Below are 16,823 nucleotides of genomic sequence, written 5' to 3'. Positions count from 1 at the left end.
GAATTCGAATCGAGCGTCCAACATGACAGAAGCAACAACGGGTCTGTGGATCCGCAATGCGTGGCAGACACCAGCCGGCGCACCCCTCACCGTCACGAACCCGGCGACGGGCGACGCACTTTGGACAGGATCCGGGGCGAGCCCGGACGATGTGGACCGTGCGGTGGTCGCCGCCCGCGAAGCCTTCGGTCAATGGAGCCACACGCCGCTGAGCGAGCGCATCGCGATCTGCGAGCGATTTGCCGAACGCCTACGCGATCAGGCCGAGGGACTGGCCCACACCATTGCCTCAGAAACCGGCAAACCGGTCTGGGAAACCCGGACCGAGATTGCGGCCATGGCCGGCAAGATTGCCATTTCTATCCGCGCCCAGGCCGAGCGCGCCGGTGAGCGCAGCGAACCCGCACCCGGAGGCACTGCCGTACTCCGGCATCGCCCCCATGGCGTCGCCGCCGTGTTTGGCCCCTATAACTTCCCGGGCCATTTACCCAACGGTCACATTGTTCCGGCCCTGCTGGCCGGCAACACGGTGGTCTTCAAACCCAGCGACCTGACGCCATTATGTGCAATGCAGGTGGTGCAATGCTGGGCCGATGCTGGCCTGCCGGCCGGTGTGCTGAACATGGTCTGCGGCGCCGTTGAAACCGGAGCCGCCCTGGCGGGGCATCCGGGCATCGACGCCTTGTTCTTCACCGGCAGCGAACGCACGGGCAAGTTATTACACGCCCAGTTCGCCGAACAGCCCGGCAAGATGTTGGCGCTGGAAATGGGTGGCAACAATGCGCTGGTCATCGACGAGGTGGCTGACCTGGACGCCGCCGTATTCGAAACCATCCAGTCGGCGTTCATCACGGCCGGGCAACGCTGCACCTGTGCGCGCCGGCTGTTGGTGCCCGTCGGCGACTGGGGAGAACGGTTTCTGGAGCGCCTGATCGCGGTGTCCGCCGGACTGCGAATCGGCCTGCCGGACGAAGAGCCGGCTCCGTTCATGGGCCCACTCATCTCCGTTGCAGCGGCCCAACGTGTGCTGGATGCCCAGGATCAGCTCGAGTCGCGTGGCGGCGTGGTGCTCAAGCGCTGCGAGCATATTCCGGGCTTGACCGAGGCCTTTCTAACCCCCGGCATCATCAATCTCACCGATGCCTCCGATGTTCCTGATGAAGAGGTCTTTGGCCCCTTGCTCAGTGTGTACCGATACAGCCTGTTCGAAGAGGCGATTGAGCAGGCCAACAACACCCGCTTCGGTCTCTCAGCGGGGTTGATTTCGGACTCCGATACGCGTTGGGAGCAGTTTCTTGGTCGCATCCGGGCCGGCATCGTCAACCGGAATCGGTCGATTACCGGCGCCAGTAGCGCTGCACCCTTCGGCGGCCCAGGCGACAGTGGCAACCTGCGCCCCAGCGCCTATTACGCCGCCGACTACTGCGCCTACCCCGTCGCCAGCATGGAGCGCGACAGCGTGGCCTTGCCTGACAAGCTGCCAGCAGGAATGACGCTCTAGATGAAGACCCAGGAAGCCAACTTCGACGGCCTGGTCGGGCCCTCGCATCACTTCGGTGGGCTGGGCGTCGGCAACCTGGCCTCGCAGGCGAACAAGGCACAGGCCTCCAACCCGCGCGAAGCAGCACTTCAAGGCTTGGCCAAGATGGCCGGCGTGTCCGAACTCGGGCTGTTGCAGGGCGTACTGCCGCCCCAGGCCCGGCCGGATATTCATTTCCTTCGCCAGGTCGGGTTCAATGGCAATGATGCTAAGGTGCTGGCCCAGGCACGTCGCGATGCGCCGGGCCTGCTTTCGGCAGCGGCTTCGGCCGCTTCCATGTGGTCGGCCAACGCGGCCACGGTGTCAGCCTCTGCAGACACCTGGGACAGCCGGGTGCATTTCACGCCAGCCAATCTGGTCTCGCAGGCACATCGCGCGCTGGAAACCGAGACCACGACGCTGGCCCTGCGGGCCACCTTCCCCGCCGAGCGTTTTTTCGCCCATCACCCCGCCCTGCCGCGTAGCACCCAGCTAGCCGACGAGGGAGCCGCCAACCACACACGCTTCGCGGCTGATGACCACACCTGCGGTGTCAGCCTGTTTGTCTACGGGGCCGATCTCCAGTACCCGGCCACCGGTCGATTTCCTGCCCGGCAAACCCGCCTGGCCTCCGAGGCCGTCGCCAGACAGCACCGTCTGCGCAGCGACCGCACCTTATTCGTGCGCCAGCACCCCGACGCCATTGCCGCAGGCGTGTTCCACAACGATGTGATCGCCGTTGGACATGCCGATGTGCTGCTCTACCACGAATACGCGTTTGTCGATGAATTCGGCACGCTGGAAGCACTGAGCAACGCCCTGGGCCAGCCCCTGCGCACCGTCCGCATCACCGCCGAGCAGGTCGATATGGCCGCTGCGATTCAAAGCTATCTGTTTAACAGTCAAATCGTCACGCTGCCGGACGGTCGCATCCAGCTCATCGTGGCCAAGGACTGCGAGGAACACCCTGCCGTCTGGCCGGTGATCCAAGACATGGTGGACGGGCCCGGTCCGATTGACGGGGTTTCGGTCTTTGACGTGCGCCAGAGCATGCGCAATGGCGGCGGGCCCGCCTGTCTGCGTCTGCGCGTACCGCTGAATGAAGATGAGCAGGCTGCGGTCAACCCTGACAGCTGGTTCACGCCGGCGCTGCACCGGGAGCTGGAAGCCTGGGTGAAGCAGCATTACCGCGACCGCCTGACGCTCACCGACCTCGCCGACCCCGGCTTTGTCACCGAAGTCCACGAGGCGCTGGATCGGCTGACCGTCATACTCGGCCTGGGCAGCATTTACTCGTTTCAGCAGGCCCCATGACGACGGTGCAGTGGCACTGGAGAACATTTGACACGTTCTCCGTGCCGGAGCTGTATGCCGTGACGGCGCTGCGCGAGGCCGTGTTCATTGTCGAGCAGACCTGCCCCTACCAGGACGCCGACGGGCTGGATGCCCAGGCGGAGCATTTGCTGGGCCTGGGGCAGGACGGCCAACTGGTGGCCTACCTGCGCGTGCTGGGGCCAGGCCTGCGTTTTAAGCAGCCGAGCATTGGCCGGGTGATCGTGCACGAAAGCGCCCGGCGCAGCGGTCTGGGCCGGCAGCTCATGCAACAGGGTCTCGAGCGCTGCGCCCAGCGATGGCCAGGCCAAGCTGTGGCCCTAGGGGCGCAGGCCCACCTGGAGTCGTTCTACGGGTCCCTGGGCTTCGAATGCTGCTCCGCCCCATACGACGAGGACGGCATTCCGCACATCGACATGCAGCGGGCGGCACAATCCGCCTGAGCCCACTGACTCAGGCAGCAGCCGTCGACTGGCCGACCACCTTGCGAACGGCCACAGCAAAGCGTTCCATGGCCTGGTCCAGATCAGCCTCAGGAATGTTCAGTGCGGGTGCAAAACGGACCACGTTCGGGCCGGCAACCAGCACCATCACCCCGGCTTCCAGCGCTGCGGTCAGGAAGGCGCGCGCCTGACCGGCGTAAGCCTCGGAGACTTCCGCGCCCAGTAGCAGCCCCATGCCGCGGATCTCGCGGAAGGCACCGGTTTCTGCTGCCAGCGCTTCCAGGGCATCGCGCATCTTCTGGTTGCGCGTCATGACACCGGCAAGCAGCGTGGGCGTATTCACCTGGTCGATGACCGCTTCCGCCACGGCACAGGCCAGCGGATTGCCGCCGTAAGTGCTGCCATGCGTGCCCACCACCAGACTGGCAGCGACCTGCTCGGTGGCGAGCATGGCGCCGATGGGGAAGCCACCACCCAATCCCTTGGCCGAGGTCAGAATGTCCGGCGCCACACCAAAGGCCTGGTAGGCATACAAATGCCCCGTGCGCCCCATGCCGGTTTGCACCTCGTCGAAGATCAGCAGTGCATTGTGTGCATCGCAAAGCGCGCGCACACCCTGGATGAACTCGGCCGTTGCGGGCACGATGCCACCCTCGCCCTGCATGGGTTCCATCACCACGGCACAGGTGCGGTCGCTAATCGCGGCCTTCAGTGCGCCCAGGTCATTAAATGGCACGTGGTGCAGGCCACCCGGAACGGGGCCAAACCCTTCGGTGTACTTGGGCTGTCCACCGACCGATACGGTGAACAGCGTGCGCCCGTGAAACGCCTGCTTGAACGAGATGATCTCGTGCTTGTCCGCACCGAAATGGTCATTGGCGTACCGACGAGCCAGCTTGAATGCCGCCTCATTGGCTTCCGCGCCGGAGTTACAGAAGTAGACGCGATCGGCAAATGTCGATGCCACCAGCTTCTGCGCCAGGCGAATCGCCGGCTCGTTGGTCATGACATTCGACAAATGCCACAGCTGCTCGCTCTGCGCCTGCAGCGCATCCACCATGGCCGGATGACAGTGTCCCAACGCACTGACGGCAATTCCGCCGGCCAGATCGATGTATTCGTTATTGTCCTGATCCCAGACGCGCGAGCCCTTGCCGCGCACAGGAATAACGGCAGCCGGATTGTAATTCGGTGCCATCACGGCATCGAAATCCTGGCGGGTAACGGGGGGCGTCTGAGTCATCCAAGCACCATGCGGCAGGAAAATGGTGCCGGCAGAGGGATTTGAACCCCCGACCTACGCATTACGAATGCGCCGCTCTACCAACTGAGCTATGCCGGCGTTTGATGCTGTCTTGCCCGCCTCGGAGCCTGACCACCGCCTCTGGCGGGCAGTTTTGCGCGCGCTCGAAGGGGGTCTCGAAAAGCGGCGGCGAAGTATAACAACGCATCCGGTTTCGGGGTAGCCATGCGTGGCATTTTCACACGGGCAGCCCACCCGTCAGGCAACGGCCAACCGCCGCCGCTTGTCGTGGTGGCCTGATCCCCTCATCATCCAGCAACCAATTAACGACCCCTAGGGTCGTAATCTTGCGAGGCTGTCGCTGCAGGAACCGGCAGGTGGCGACTTGGGGTGAAACGAGTGCAAAGCAAACAACAGCAATGGTCGGAGTCAACGGCGGGACGCCACCGTGGACTCACGCTGATCGAGTTGGTGATCTCCATCGCCATCGCCGCGATCATTCTCTCCATTGCCGTTCCCAGCTTTCTGGATCTGATCCGCGATTGGCGTCGTACAGGCACGCTGAACACCGTGGTCATGAGCTTCCAGCTGGCACGCAGCGAATCCATCAAAAACGGCCGAGACGTGGTGGTGTGCTCACGGGCCAGCGCGGGAACCTGCGGATCGACCTCAGACTGGAGCAAGGGCTGGATCGTCTTCGAAAATGCCGATCAGGATGATCCACCGGTCATTGACAGTGGCGAAACCCTGATTCGAGAGCATGTACTCACCAACGACCAAGTTGTCTCCTCCAGCGTCAGCCGCTTTGTGTTCCGCCCGTTCAACCGCCGCTCGACCAATGGCACCGTGATTTACTGCGATCCGCGCGGGACCGGCTACCACCGGGCCGTGGTGGTTAGCTGGACCGGCCGGCCACGCACCGCCGAAACCAAAACGGACGGATCGGACTACACATGCTGAAGCGCTACCCACAACGTGGCGCAGGGCTGATCGAAGTGCTTGTCGCCGTGCTGGTCGTTGCCTTCGCCGTGCTGTCCATGGCCGGGCTGCAAACCGTCTCCAAGAAGAACACGCGCGAAGCCATGCTGCGAAGCACGGCCGCTCGGATGAGCCAGTCGCTCATCGAACGCATGCGCGCCAATGCGTCAGCCACCGCGCTGGATGCTTACCTGGACGCCGCTGCCAATGGACTCGGCGGGGGCACGATGGGCACGTCACCACTGAAGAACTGCGCCACGCAGTCCTGCTCACCGTCGGAACTCGCCTACTTTGATGTATGGCAATGGGAGCAGGTGCTCGACGGCGCCATGGAAGTGGTCGTCGATGGCGGACAAACCGATGTGGTGGGTGGACTGGTGACGCCCCGTGCCTGCCTGACCGGTCCGGCAGGCGGAGGCGACGGGCTCTATCAACTGACCGTCGTGTGGTACGGCGCCATCGAGATGCCAGCTGATACCAGCGTGGCCTGTGCACTGGGCACCGGGGCCTACGGTGCTGACGATGTGCTGCGCCGCACGCTGACCCTGCAAACCTATATCGCCGCCTCATGACCATGCGCCAGCAAACCGGCTTTACACTGATCGAACTCATGGTCTCCGTGGTCATCGGACTGTTGGTCGTGCTCAGTATCGGCATCGTGTTTACCCAATCGTCCGACAACTATCGCCAGGATGAGCGCGTCTCGGGTGTGCAGGACAATTTGCGTTTTGCAATGGCCCAACTCACCGCCGACCTGGAGATGACCGGCTTCTGGACCGAACTCCACGATCCCACCGACATCGACACCAGCGACGCCAGCCTGTCGATTACGACCGACTGCGGCAGTGCAGCCGGTTGGGCCTGGACGCTGACCGAACCGCTGGAAGCGCTGGACAATCCGACGGCCGCAGAAGCCAACGCGGCCTTTAACTGCATCGACAGCGGCGAGGTCGTTCCCGGCCAGGACATCATCGCCATCAAACGTGTGGTCGGCGCCACGACGGCGGCCGCCTCGCTGGATGAAGGCACGACCTATTTGGAAACCAACGGCACCGAAGGCCAGTTGTTCCGCTCGCTGTCGGCGTCGACCACGCCGGCAACACCGCTTGCAGGCACCGTGACGAACTGGGCGTACCACCCAACCATTTACTTCATCCGCGATTACCACGCCACCGATGGCGATGGAATCCCCACGCTGTGCCGAAAATACCTGTTGGGCGGTGCCTCGCCGGCATTCTCCACCGAATGCATTGCCCCCGGGATCGAGCGCATGCAGTTCGAGTACGGTGTGGATAGCAATGCCAATGGCGCTGCCGACCGGTATTACACCGCAGACACCGTGCCCGATATAGACGATGTGGTCTCGATCCGGATCATGCTGCTCGCTCGCAGTGAACGACCGCACGCCGCCTATACCAATGCCAAGACGTACCGGCTGTCCAATGCCGGTGATTTCACACCGAACGACAATTTTTACCGCCGCACGGCCATGTCCGTGGTCCAGCTACGCAATACCGCCCGCCTTCGATTCGTGAACTGACCATGCGCACATCGACCTTGTCACAATCTGCCGGATTCGCGCTGCCCACAGCGCTCATCCTGATGGTCATCATCGTGCTGATCGCACTGAGCTCGGTGGAATTCAGCGCAACCGGCCTGCGCCAGGCCGGGAATGACGAGACGGCCATCCAGGCTCAGGAATCGGCGCAGTCCGTCATCGATGCCACCGTGGCCGATGCCGACAATACACCGGTGATTGGCAATGCCGGCTACAAGGTCTGCACGCCCGGCGTCAGCGGCTGCAACGCCAATACCATCAGCCTGCCTGGCAATCTCTATGCATCGGAAATCAGCGCCGGCGATGTGGTCGTGACTTCCGAGCGCGCCGACCCGGCCTTTCGCCCACCGCCACGCGGGCTCAATACCAGCGTGGCGGCCTTCACCGCCGCCGTGTTCGCCATTGAAGGCGCTTACGACAAATCCGACGAAGGTCTGGGCCAGACCGAAATCAGAGAGGGCGTGGTCATCCTCGTGCCCAAACAGCAATGAGTGCGCCGCTACGGAGACTCACCATGAAACGGATCTTCTTTGTTGTATTCAGCCTGCTGCTGCCGCTCACGGCCTCAGCCGACGATACCGACATCTATCTGAATCCAGCTGGCGCCGCCGGCGGCGAGCCACTGGTCATGTTCTCGCTCGACTATCGCTCCAACCTGGGTTCCACGGTTTGCTCCGACGTCAACTCCGGCTGCGCTGCTGCCCAGTACTTCACGGATAAGGGCCTGGGCAGCGACCTGCCCGCCAGCGGCAAGTTGATCTTCTTCGACGTGCTGCGACTCGCCCTGAAGCTCGTACTCAGCGAGGTCAGCGGGGTCCAGCTCGGCCTGATGATGAACCATGACAACAAGAACAATTGTGAAGGGCCCGCGGACAGAAAAGGCTGCAGTAACGGCGGCTACATCATGCGTGGATTCCAGTCCCTGCAGCCAGGGGACAGCAATGGCTCGCTGAGCGAGTTCCTGACCATTCTCAACAGCATTCCGACACCGCAGGGCAACCAGGCGCATTCCTATCAGGGCAAGGAGTTGTTCTTCGAATTCTTCCGCTACCTGACCGGCCAGGATGTCTACAACGGGCACAACGGCTACCTCGATTTTGCCGGCAACAGCAACAAGAATCTTGATCAGGAGTTTCCAGCCATTGACTGGGATTCACGCATTGAGGACACCACCGGCACGACCTACCAATCGCCACTGGCTGCGGCCACGGACTGCACCAGCATCTACACCATCAATCTGATGTTCCAGGTCTCCAACCAGGAAGATGACTCCGATTCCGCGATCACGGCCTCGCGCGCCGCCGGCGGGATGGGCGGGATCAACCTGTCCGGCAATCGAAACAGCTTCGAAACCGTGGTTGGCTATCTGCACGACGTCGACTTGGCCCCGGCCTCGAACCCCTTTGGAACCGCGGTGCCGGCCATCGATGGCATTCAAAACGTCACGTCGTATTTCATTGTTGATCCGACCAAGATCAACAACAAGACCACCGCCTATGCGCAGGCCGGTGGAACGGAGCGTCCCTTATCTCTGTCGGAGAACCCTGAAGAGCTGGTCGCCACGCTACGCGCGATTCTCGACCAGATCCTCAGCGTGAGCACGACCTTCGTCGCGGCATCGGTGCCGGTCAACGTGTTCAACCGCGCCTCCATCGTCGACAACGTGTACATCGCGCTGTTCCAGGCCTTCCAGGAGCCGCGCTGGACCGGCAACCTCAAAAAGCTCACGCTGGGTCCGGTCACCCTGGCCGACGGCAGCACGGAGCTGGTGCTCAAGGACGCCCGTAATCAGCCGGCCGTGGCGGGGGATGGCCGCATCGAGCTCGATGCACTGACATTCTGGACAGACAAGAACAACCTGCCGCCGCCGGATACGTCCGCCGGCGAGGTCGCCGAACGTGACGGCCGCCATGTGGCCCGTGGAGCGGCTGGCCACAAAATTCCCGGCTTCATCTCCGGCAACCCCGGCATTGCCAATGGCACGGCCGGCGCGCGCACGCTGTTCTACGACAAGGCCGGGGCGCTGACGGCGCTGGATGTCAACGACACCGTGGCCTCCGATCTGCAGTCCGACCTCGGGGCGGCCGATCTGGACGAAGCCAAGGAGTTGCTGCGCTTCATGCGTGGCCTGGATATCGACGTCTACAACGCACCGGAAACCTTCGGCACGCTAGCGCCCCGCGAGTGGATACTCGGCGACCCCCTGCACTCGCGCCCCCTGCCCATCAACTACGGCGCACGCGGCAGCTATAGCGCAACCAATCCGGCGATCTACATCGCCATGGCGGGCAATGACGGGTTCCTGCACATGTTCCGCAACACCACAACCGGTGGCGCCGAAAGCGGTGAGGAAGTCTGGGCGTTCGCCCCCCGTGAAACGATGGGGCTGCAAAAGAATCTGCTGGCCAACGCACCGGCCACCGGCACCGAACCGCCGCATCCGTACACCATTGATGGCGCTCCGGTCGCCATTACACGGGATGTGAACCAGGACGGCACCATCAGCGGGACCGGCGAGTACGCCTGGCTCTTCGTCGGCATGCGGCGGGCCGGATCGAGCTACTACGCCCTGAATGTGACAAACCCGGAAAGCCCCAGCCTCATGTGGAAAATAGACCCGAGCAACAGCGATTTTTCCGAGCTAGGGCTGAGCTTCTCCACGCCACAAACCGGCATGGTGTCCATTCCTGATGGCAGCGGCGGCACCGAAACCGTGCCCGTGCTGGTGTTTGCCGGGGGCTACGACACCAACAAGGATGACCGCTCGACCTTCCCGCCTGCAGCAGACACCAAAGGCTTTGCGATCTATGTGGTCAATGCCGAGACCGGCGCCCTGATCTGGAAGGCTCGCAAGGCCGCATCCACCGGTTCTGTTAACAGCAAGGTTTATGGCCACGCCGACATGGTGCATAGCATCCCCAGCGACGTCACCGCCGTGGATACCAATGGTGATTCGTTGCTGGATCGCGTTTTGGTGGGTGATACCGGCGGTAACCTGTGGCGCGCAGAACTCGCGGGTGCTGACCCGTCGCAGTGGTCGGTCGTCAAGATCGCGGCGCTGGGCATCGACGGTGTCTCCGGCACCCCGACCAAGGCCGACGACCGTCGCTTCTTCCATCCGCCGGACCTGGTGCTGTCGCGCGATGGCACGGGGCAGTTCGACGGCGTGCTGATTGGCTCTGGTGACCGCGCCGATCCGCTGAACTATGGCGGGAATGTCTCCGACGCGTTCTATCTGATCAAGGATCGGGCGACGGCCATCGGCACAGCTACGGCCACCAGCATCACGCACAGCAGCCTACCCGACCTCACTTCGAATTGCCTGCAGACAGGCACCGAGGCCAGTTGCAGTGTCAGCCTGACCACGGGTTGGCGCTTCGACCTCAATCGAGGCACGGGAGAGAAGAACCTAGCTCGACCGTTGACCTTTGCCGGCACCGTCTTTTTCACGACCTATTTGCCCCCCGGTTCCAACCAGGCAACGACCTGCGGACCCTCCGAGGGGGGTGGTGCCTTCTATGCGGTGAACCTTGCGGATGCCACGGCGGTGTTCAACTTCAACCTCACCGACGACAGCCCCAACGACACCAGCGGCGATCCCAACAGCGCAGACGACCGCGCCGAGGTCCTGAAGTCAGGAGGCATTCCGGCCGAGGTGGTCTTTATCCCACCCGGCAAGATCTTGCGGCCGGATCTGAATATCACCGATGCGCCTGGCACCAACCGTTTCCGCACCTTCTGGCAGCGGACCGAAGAGGCTGTGAACTAGGCCGTCGCGCGCTCAGGCTGCCCCGGTGACCTGCTGCACCACCCGTGCAGCGGTGGCCGGGGCCAGACTCAGACCCAGGCGGTAATGCCCGGTTGCCAGCACCACGTCATCATGCCCCTGTAGCGGGCCGATGAACGGCGTATCGTTCAACGCGGCCGGGGCGGGCCGGACCCCGCACCAGCGACTGATCAAGCGCGCGTCCGCCAGCGCAGGATGCGCACGCTCCGCAAACGCCCGCAAGGACGCGGTATCGGCTTCGTCGGGCTGAATCGACCAACTATCGATGGCCAGCGTACTACCCACAACAACAACCCCGTCCTGTCGAGGGATCAGATAGCGGCCGTCGTCGATCACGATGCCTTCGGGTGCGCGGTCACCCGCCTGTAGCGCCAGCATCTGACCGGCCACCGGCCGCGTAGGAGCCGCCGGTACCAACCCGCCCGTCCAGGCCCCTGTGGCAATCACCAGTTTTGACGCCATCAGCCGCCGTCCGTCCTCCAGACGCACGACCGGGAGTGCGGGCTGCACATCAATCGAGCGCACTCGTTGCTGCAAACGGTCGCAGCCCAGCTGGTCACAGGCCGCGCGCAGTGCCGCGAGCAGCCGCGGCGGTCTGACCTGGCCGACCTGTGGCAGCCAGACCCCGGAGCGCATCGATGACCCACCTGGCCCAGGTACCGAGCGAGCATGGCGCAGCCAGCTGGGACGCTCCGCGTCCTCCGGCATCGAATGCCCATACACGGCACAGCCGCTCACCCAATACTCCGGCGAGATGCCTGTCATTATCGCGAGCTGCTCACACTGGGCGGGATAACGCAGCAAACTGTCTTCCAGCAGCGGGACCAGCGCCTGGCTGTAAACCGTCGGTGGGATGGGTGCGAGAATGCCCCCGCCTGCCGCCGAGGCCTGGCCCGGTAACGCGGCGTCCACGAGGCAAACCGTTGCCCCATTGGTGGCCAGTTGCCAGGCCGTCCACAAACCGATGACCCCTCCACCCACTACGACGACATCCGTCGCCGTTCTGTTCCCAGCGGCATTCTGGTCCATACTTCCCTGCATGTTTGCCTACCGACGAAAACACATGCGCCAGGCCCATGTCTCTCGCCCACGAATCAGCGGTTTCAGTCTGATCGAGTTAATGATCGCCGTTGCAATTATCGGCATTCTCGCGGCCATCGCCCTGCCCGCGTATCAAAGTTATGTCCTTAAAGGCCAGCGCAACATCGCCAAGAACTTCCTCGCCGGCCTGCATGCTGAGCAGGAGGCTTACTTCACCGACCGCAAGCGCTATGCAACCAAACTTAGCCTACTGGGCTACGGCGCTGACACGGTCTACCTGGATGATTCTGGCAATACGGCCACCAGCTCGACCACCGATGCCCGCTACTCCGTGGCGATTGCCAGCGGCGCGACCAACACAGCCTGGACTGCCGTGGCCACCCCGGTGAATGGGCAGACCAAGGACACGGACTGTGCAAAGTTCACAATCACGCATACCGGCACCCGCTCGGCCAGCGGGAGCAAGGGCGCCGACTGCTGGTAGCTCAGGCGCGCAGCGCCGACGGTAGCGAGAAGGTGATGGTTTCCTCTCGCCCGGCCAGTTCCTCGGCTGCGACACCGCCGCAGTCCTTGAGCTTGGCAACAACTCGCTGCACCAGGACGTCCGGCGCAGAAGCGCCCGCCGTCACCCCGACGGCCTGACACCCGTCCAGCCACTCCGGCTGGATATCCTCCGGCCCGTCGATCAGCCAGGCACGCGCGCCGCACTGCTCGGCCAGTTCGCGTAGCCGATTGGAATTGGAACTGTTCACCGAACCGACCACCAGCACCACATCGGCCCGGGTTGCCAGATCGCGTACCGCATCCTGCCGGTTCTGGGTGGCGTAGCAGATGTCATCCTTGCGCGGCCCCTGCACGGCCGGGAAGCGCTGTCGCAGAGCATCAATGACCCGCGAGGTGTCATCCACCGACAGGGTGGTCTGGGTCACATAGGCCAGACGCTCGGGGTCTCGTGGCTCCAGCGCATGGACGTCATCCGGCGTCTCGACCAGGTGAATTTCACCCCCGCCACTGCGATCGAACTGGCCCATGGTGCCCTCGACCTCGGGATGGCCTGCGTGGCCGATGAGCACCACATCCAACCCGTCCCGGGAGTAACGGGTCACCTCAATATGGACTTTGGTGACCAACGGACAGGTGGCATCAAAAACGGTGAGCCCGCGCGCCTCCGCGTCGCGGCGAACCTGCTGAGACACGCCGTGAGCGGAGAAAATGCAGGTTGCCCCCGTCGGGATTTCGTGGACCTCATCAACGAAAACCGCCCCAGCCTCACGCAACCGGTCCACGACAAACCGGTTGTGAACCACCTCGTGGCGGACATAAATCGGTGCGCCCAGCTTGTCTAACGCACGTTCGACGATCTCGATGGCGCGATCAACGCCGGCACAGAAACCGCGGGGATTGGCGAGCAGGATATCCATAGCTAACAGCCGTCAGGCGTTGGAGGAGTTGGCCGTCCGGCGCCCGGACAGGAACATGTCCAGCACCATGAGCAGCGCGCCCAGGGTAATCGCCATGTCGGCAACATTGAAGGCCGGGTAGTGCCAGCCGCCCCAGTGAAAATCGATGAAGTCGACAACATAACCGCGGGTTGCCCGATCAATCACATTGCCCAGCGCTCCACCGAGTACCAGGCAGAGCGCCACGGCCAGCAGGCGCTCGTCTCGGGGGTGACGGCGCAGCCACCAGAGAATCCAGATCGACACGCCAACCCCGAGCAGGATGAACACCCAGGGCGGAAAATCCGCGAACATCGAAAACGCGGCCCCGGTGTTATGCAGATGCGTGAGATTCAGGATAGGCAGCAACTCGACGCGTTCGTATTGCAACAGGCTCCGAAACACCAGCTGTTTGGTGACCTGATCCAGCAGAATGATCGCGGCCGACATCCACAGCCAATGCACGTTGGAAGGGCGAAATGCCATGGTCTGACTACTCCAGGCAACGTCGCGCAGTGGCGACGTCACGTTCAATTTGTGACTTAAGCGCATCGAGTCCCTCGAAGCGCTGCTCGGGACGCAAAAAATCAAGGAACTCGACCCAAAGCCGCCGTCCGTACAGTTCGGGCTGTCCCTCAAGACAGTGAACCTCTAACAGCTGGCCCTGCCCGCTTACCGTCGGCCGGGTTCCAAAATTGGCCACCGCGTTGTGCCAATTGTCCTGCCCCTGCACACGCATGCGCACGGCGTAGACACCGGCACGCAATGCCGGTCGACGCCGCAGGCGAAGATTCGCGGTCGGAAAACCGATGGTCCGTCCCATCTTCTGGCCGTCCTGCACATGACCGGTCACCAGATACGGCCGCCCCAGCATCTCGTTGGCACGCACCACCTCGCCGGCCTGCAAGGCCTGTCGCACCCGGGTGCTGCTCACTCGCTGCTGCGCGGCGCAGACCGTGGTCGCAACCTCCACCGCAAATCCATGCAGGCGACCCGCTTGGCGCAGACTGTCAATATCACCCGCCCGCTTGGCGCCGTATCGGAAATCCTCGCCCACGACCACATGCCGTGCCGCCAAACCCTCGACCAACACACGCTGGACAAAGGCCTCCGGCGTCATGGCGGCCAGCGCCGCATCAAACCGCAGGCAAAGTAGCTGATCGACCAGGGATTGCTCGCGTAACAACTCGATGGTTTCCGCCAACCGAGCCAGTCGCGGAGGTGCCGAGGCAGGCGCGAAAAACTCACGCGGCATGGGTTCGAAGGTCACAAGCGTCGAGCGCGCCGGCCCCGCCAACTCGCGCAACCGCCCAAGAATACTGCGATGCCCCACATGCAAGCCGTCGTAGTTGCCGATTGCGACGACGGACGGGCGATGGCCAGCCCTCAGGTTGTGAAGTCCTCGAATCAGTTGCATGGGGCGCGAATTATACCGGCCCGGGCCCATCGGCGCCGGCTTGATCGCTACGAATTTCCGCCAGCTTGAACTGCCGCGGTCGCACGCCGAGTAGCAGCAACGCCAGCCCGTAGACCAGCCCGCCTCCCAGCACCGCCACGCCTAGACGCCAGACCCGCGTCAGCAGGTCGGCGTTAATCCATGCACCCACGGGGCCTGCCCAGCACCCGACCGCAACACCCATCGCCACCGCAGCAAGCAGGCTGCGAATCATCGTGTTGCGCAGCGCCGGCGAGATGCAAAAGCCGATCTGCCCGCGCAGCGCGACAAACAGCAAGCCTGCGTTGATGAATGCACCCAGCGAAGTGCCCAGCGCCAGCCCCGCATGGACACCGCCGACCTCCAGCGCGGACAAGCCCGCCACAAAACCCACGTTCATCACCATGGTCAGGCTGAGCGCAATCACCCCGCAGCGCACCGGCGTCTTGGCGTCCTCACGCGCATAAAATGCCGGCGTGAGAATCTTGACGAGACTGAAACCGAAAAAGCCCAGGGCATAAGCCATGAGGCTTAGCTGCGTCATCTGCACATCCGTCGCAGAGAAGGCGTTGTACTGGAACAGCGTCGTGACCAGCGGCCCTGCCAGCACAAAAAGCCCCACCGCGGCGGGAACGCCGAGCAGGAACAACAGCCGGAACGCCCAGTCCAACGTTGCCCGAAACTGCGCACCCGCTCCGCTGGCGTGCTCACCGGCCAGGCGCGGCATGATGACGGTCGCCAGCGCGATGGAGAACACCCCCAGCGGGAACTCCATGAGGCGGTCGGCGAAATAAAGCCAGCTGATACTGCCCGTTACCAGCAGCGACGCCAGAATCGTGTCCAGCAGCAGGTTGATCTGCGCCACCGAGGAGCCGAAGAGAATCGGCCCCATCATGCGCAGAATTCGGCGCACCTGCGGATGGGCGAAATCAGCCCGAGGCCACGCCCAGAGTCCCAGCCGCGCCACGCTGGGCAGGTGAAAGCCCAGCTGCACCACGCCGGCAACCAGCACGGCCACGGCCAGCGCATGGGTGGACGGCGCAAACACCACGGCCGCGGTAATCAGGCAGACATTCAGCCACACGGGTGCAAACGCCGGGACCGCGAACCGCCCGTAGGTATTCAACACACCGGCGAACAACGAGGTCATCGCGATCAGGAATAGATACGGGAAGGTCCAGCGCAGCATCGAGGTCGCCGCCTCGAACTTGACCGGGTCGTCCACAAAGCCGATGGCAAAGACGGAAATCACGGCCGGCGCGAACAACACGCCCAGTGCCGTGAGCAGCAGCAGCACAATCCCCAAGGTGCCGGCCGAGACGGCGATCAACTCGCGAACCGCCTGGTCACCCTGTTTGGCCCGTGTCGCCGACAACACTGGGACAAAGGCCTGGGCAAAAGCCCCTTCGGCGAACAGGCGACGCAGGAAATTGGGAATCTTGAACGCCACGAGAAAAGCGTCCATCCCCGCCCCGGCCCCGAACAGGATGGCAAACAGGGCATCCCGCGCGAATCCGAGCACGCGGGAAATCAGCGTCATGCCACCGACAACAGAGGTCGAACGAAGAACCGAACTCAAGACAGGATCCAGGCCGAACGGCCGAGTAGATTATCGGATTAAGAAAATGCGCTGCGCATCATTGACTTTGCAGCCCAACACCATAAAATACGCGGCCTTCCAAATACCCGCCAACCCGTTTTTCGAAGAGGATACACGTGGCGAATTCCGCACAAGCACGCAAGCGCGCCAAGCAGGCCAAGGTGGCTCGCGAGCGCAACATGAGCCAGCGTTCCATGACGCGCACCTACATCAAGCGAGTGGTGAGCGCGATCGAAAGCGGTGACAAGGCAGCAGCTGAAGCCGCCTACACGGCCGCAGTGCCCGTGATCGACCGCATGGCACGCAAAGGCCTGATCCACACGAACAAGGCCGCTCGGCACAAGAGCCGCCTGTCGAAGCAGATTCAGGCACTCTGATCGAATTCGACGAGTCCCTTGTGGGCTCAACCGAAAAAGCCGGCGTGATCGCCGGCTTTTTTGTGCGCCCA

16 protein-coding genes and 1 tRNA gene are annotated in these 16,823 nt (G+C 63.2%); 10 read left to right on the top strand and 7 right to left on the bottom strand.

Annotation, left to right across the window (positions count from 1 at the left end; translation table 11 throughout):
• The first annotated feature begins 22 nt into the window (after window positions 1-22).
• The 3 genes from astD to DEH80_RS02390 are packed head-to-tail and all read left to right on the top strand — an operon-like array spanning window position 23 to window position 3,294.
• Window positions 23-1,501, top strand: a complete 1,479-nt coding sequence (gene astD / locus DEH80_RS02400) for a succinylglutamate-semialdehyde dehydrogenase (protein ID WP_109718872.1) — start codon at window positions 23-25, stop codon at window positions 1,499-1,501.
• Window positions 1,502-2,833: an N-succinylarginine dihydrolase gene (astB, locus tag DEH80_RS02395; RefSeq protein WP_109718871.1), complete on the top strand. Its 1,332-nt coding sequence runs from the start codon at window positions 1,502-1,504 to the stop codon at window positions 2,831-2,833.
• Window positions 2,830-3,294 carry a GNAT family N-acetyltransferase gene (locus tag DEH80_RS02390; protein WP_109718870.1) on the top strand — a complete coding sequence of 155 codons (465 nt, stop codon included), beginning with the start codon at window positions 2,830-2,832 and terminating at the stop codon, window positions 3,292-3,294. The genes astB and DEH80_RS02390 overlap by 4 nt, the downstream gene beginning before the upstream one ends.
• Before the next feature lie 10 nt (window positions 3,295-3,304).
• Here DEH80_RS02390 and DEH80_RS02385 read toward each other — a convergent pair whose 3' ends face one another.
• Together DEH80_RS02385 and DEH80_RS02380 are read right to left on the bottom strand one after the other, a co-directional pair.
• Window positions 3,305-4,537, bottom strand: a complete 1,233-nt coding sequence (locus DEH80_RS02385; RefSeq protein WP_109718869.1) for an aspartate aminotransferase family protein — start codon at window positions 4,535-4,537, stop codon at window positions 3,305-3,307.
• Between the two features lie 23 nt (window positions 4,538-4,560).
• A tRNA-Thr gene (locus DEH80_RS02380) sits at window positions 4,561-4,636 on the bottom strand.
• Between the two features lie 291 nt (window positions 4,637-4,927).
• Between DEH80_RS02380 and DEH80_RS02375 the strand changes: the two genes are divergently transcribed.
• Genes DEH80_RS02375 through DEH80_RS02355 form a run of 5 tightly spaced genes read left to right on the top strand, consistent with a single transcriptional unit; the run spans window position 4,928 to window position 10,842 of the window.
• Entirely contained in the window at window positions 4,928-5,497 is a 570-nt protein-coding gene (locus DEH80_RS02375) for a GspH/FimT family pseudopilin (RefSeq protein WP_109718868.1), read from the top strand.
• A complete protein-coding gene (gene pilV, locus DEH80_RS02370) occupies window positions 5,491-6,087 on the top strand; it encodes a type IV pilus modification protein PilV (protein ID WP_109718867.1) in 597 nt (198 codons plus the stop codon). The genes DEH80_RS02375 and pilV overlap by 7 nt, the downstream gene beginning before the upstream one ends.
• Window positions 6,088-6,089: 2 nt before the next feature.
• Complete coding sequence (locus DEH80_RS02365; RefSeq protein ID WP_165831250.1) at window positions 6,090-7,055, top strand: PilW family protein; 966 nt, start codon at window positions 6,090-6,092, stop codon at window positions 7,053-7,055.
• A gap of 2 nt (window positions 7,056-7,057) precedes the next feature.
• Window positions 7,058-7,564, top strand: coding sequence for a pilus assembly PilX family protein (locus DEH80_RS02360; protein WP_109718865.1), 507 nt, complete (start codon window positions 7,058-7,060; stop codon window positions 7,562-7,564).
• A 23-nt stretch (window positions 7,565-7,587) separates the two neighbouring features.
• On the top strand, window positions 7,588-10,842 hold the full coding sequence (locus DEH80_RS02355; protein ID WP_165831249.1) for a pilus assembly protein: 3,255 nt from the start codon (window positions 7,588-7,590) through the stop codon (window positions 10,840-10,842).
• A gap of 12 nt (window positions 10,843-10,854) precedes the next feature.
• On the opposite strand, the gene DEH80_RS02350 is transcribed toward DEH80_RS02355, so the two are convergent.
• On the bottom strand, window positions 10,855-11,889 hold the full coding sequence (locus tag DEH80_RS02350; RefSeq protein ID WP_165831248.1) for an NAD(P)/FAD-dependent oxidoreductase: 1,035 nt from the start codon (window positions 11,887-11,889) through the stop codon (window positions 10,855-10,857).
• A 34-nt stretch (window positions 11,890-11,923) separates the two neighbouring features.
• Here DEH80_RS02350 and DEH80_RS02345 point away from each other — a divergent pair, with 34 nt between their 5' ends.
• Window positions 11,924-12,385, top strand: a complete 462-nt coding sequence (locus DEH80_RS02345; protein WP_109719020.1) for a type IV pilin protein — start codon at window positions 11,924-11,926, stop codon at window positions 12,383-12,385.
• A 1-nt stretch (window position 12,386) separates the two neighbouring features.
• Here the strand turns inward: DEH80_RS02345 and ispH are convergent, their stop codons facing one another.
• The 4 genes from ispH to murJ are packed head-to-tail and all read right to left on the bottom strand — an operon-like array spanning window position 12,387 to window position 16,354.
• Window positions 12,387-13,322, bottom strand: a complete 936-nt coding sequence (gene ispH / locus DEH80_RS02340) for a 4-hydroxy-3-methylbut-2-enyl diphosphate reductase (protein ID WP_109718862.1) — start codon at window positions 13,320-13,322, stop codon at window positions 12,387-12,389.
• Window positions 13,323-13,334: 12 nt separating this feature from the next.
• Complete coding sequence (gene lspA / locus DEH80_RS02335) at window positions 13,335-13,826, bottom strand: signal peptidase II (RefSeq protein WP_109718861.1); 492 nt, start codon at window positions 13,824-13,826, stop codon at window positions 13,335-13,337.
• 7 nt (window positions 13,827-13,833) lie between these two features.
• The gene (gene ribF, locus DEH80_RS02330) at window positions 13,834-14,757 is read right to left on the bottom strand and encodes a bifunctional riboflavin kinase/FAD synthetase (RefSeq protein WP_109719019.1); all 924 of its coding nucleotides are present in this window, start codon (window positions 14,755-14,757) and stop codon (window positions 13,834-13,836) included.
• A gap of 10 nt (window positions 14,758-14,767) precedes the next feature.
• Window positions 14,768-16,354: a murein biosynthesis integral membrane protein MurJ gene (gene murJ, locus DEH80_RS02325; RefSeq protein ID WP_109718860.1), complete on the bottom strand. Its 1,587-nt coding sequence runs from the start codon at window positions 16,352-16,354 to the stop codon at window positions 14,768-14,770.
• Window positions 16,355-16,491: 137 nt separating this feature from the next.
• On the opposite strand from murJ, the gene rpsT reads away from it, so the two are divergent.
• The gene (gene rpsT, locus DEH80_RS02320) at window positions 16,492-16,752 is read left to right on the top strand and encodes a 30S ribosomal protein S20 (protein WP_109718859.1); all 261 of its coding nucleotides are present in this window, start codon (window positions 16,492-16,494) and stop codon (window positions 16,750-16,752) included.
• Window positions 16,753-16,823 lie beyond the last annotated feature (71 nt).

It is taken from the genome of Abyssibacter profundi (assembly GCF_003151135.1).
Classification (GTDB): Bacteria; Pseudomonadota; Gammaproteobacteria; order Nevskiales; family OUC007; genus Abyssibacter; species Abyssibacter profundi.
The sequence above is the reverse complement of the archived record's forward strand: the minus strand, read 5'-3'. Positions and strand labels throughout refer to the sequence as shown.

Excerpts from the sequence above, each read along its gene's own strand:
- astD (WP_109718872.1), top strand. The coding sequence starts at position 23 with ATGACAGAAGCAACAACGGGTCTGTGGATCCGCAATGCGTGGCAGACA.
- astB (WP_109718871.1), top strand. The coding sequence starts at position 1,502 with ATGAAGACCCAGGAAGCCAACTTCGACGGCCTGGTCGGGCCCTCGCAT.
- DEH80_RS02390 (WP_109718870.1), top strand. The coding sequence starts at position 2,830 with ATGACGACGGTGCAGTGGCACTGGAGAACATTTGACACGTTCTCCGTG.
- DEH80_RS02385 (WP_109718869.1), bottom strand. The coding sequence starts at position 4,537 with ATGACTCAGACGCCCCCCGTTACCCGCCAGGATTTCGATGCCGTGATG.
- pilV (WP_109718867.1), top strand. The coding sequence starts at position 5,491 with ATGCTGAAGCGCTACCCACAACGTGGCGCAGGGCTGATCGAAGTGCTT.
- DEH80_RS02365 (WP_165831250.1), top strand. The coding sequence starts at position 6,090 with ATGCGCCAGCAAACCGGCTTTACACTGATCGAACTCATGGTCTCCGTG.
- DEH80_RS02360 (WP_109718865.1), top strand. The coding sequence starts at position 7,058 with ATGCGCACATCGACCTTGTCACAATCTGCCGGATTCGCGCTGCCCACA.
- DEH80_RS02355 (WP_165831249.1), top strand. The coding sequence starts at position 7,588 with ATGAAACGGATCTTCTTTGTTGTATTCAGCCTGCTGCTGCCGCTCACG.
- DEH80_RS02350 (WP_165831248.1), bottom strand. The coding sequence starts at position 11,889 with ATGGACCAGAATGCCGCTGGGAACAGAACGGCGACGGATGTCGTCGTA.
- DEH80_RS02345 (WP_109719020.1), top strand. The coding sequence starts at position 11,924 with ATGCGCCAGGCCCATGTCTCTCGCCCACGAATCAGCGGTTTCAGTCTG.
- ispH (WP_109718862.1), bottom strand. The coding sequence starts at position 13,322 with ATGGATATCCTGCTCGCCAATCCCCGCGGTTTCTGTGCCGGCGTTGAT.
- lspA (WP_109718861.1), bottom strand. The coding sequence starts at position 13,826 with ATGGCATTTCGCCCTTCCAACGTGCATTGGCTGTGGATGTCGGCCGCG.
- ribF (WP_109719019.1), bottom strand. The coding sequence starts at position 14,757 with ATGCAACTGATTCGAGGACTTCACAACCTGAGGGCTGGCCATCGCCCG.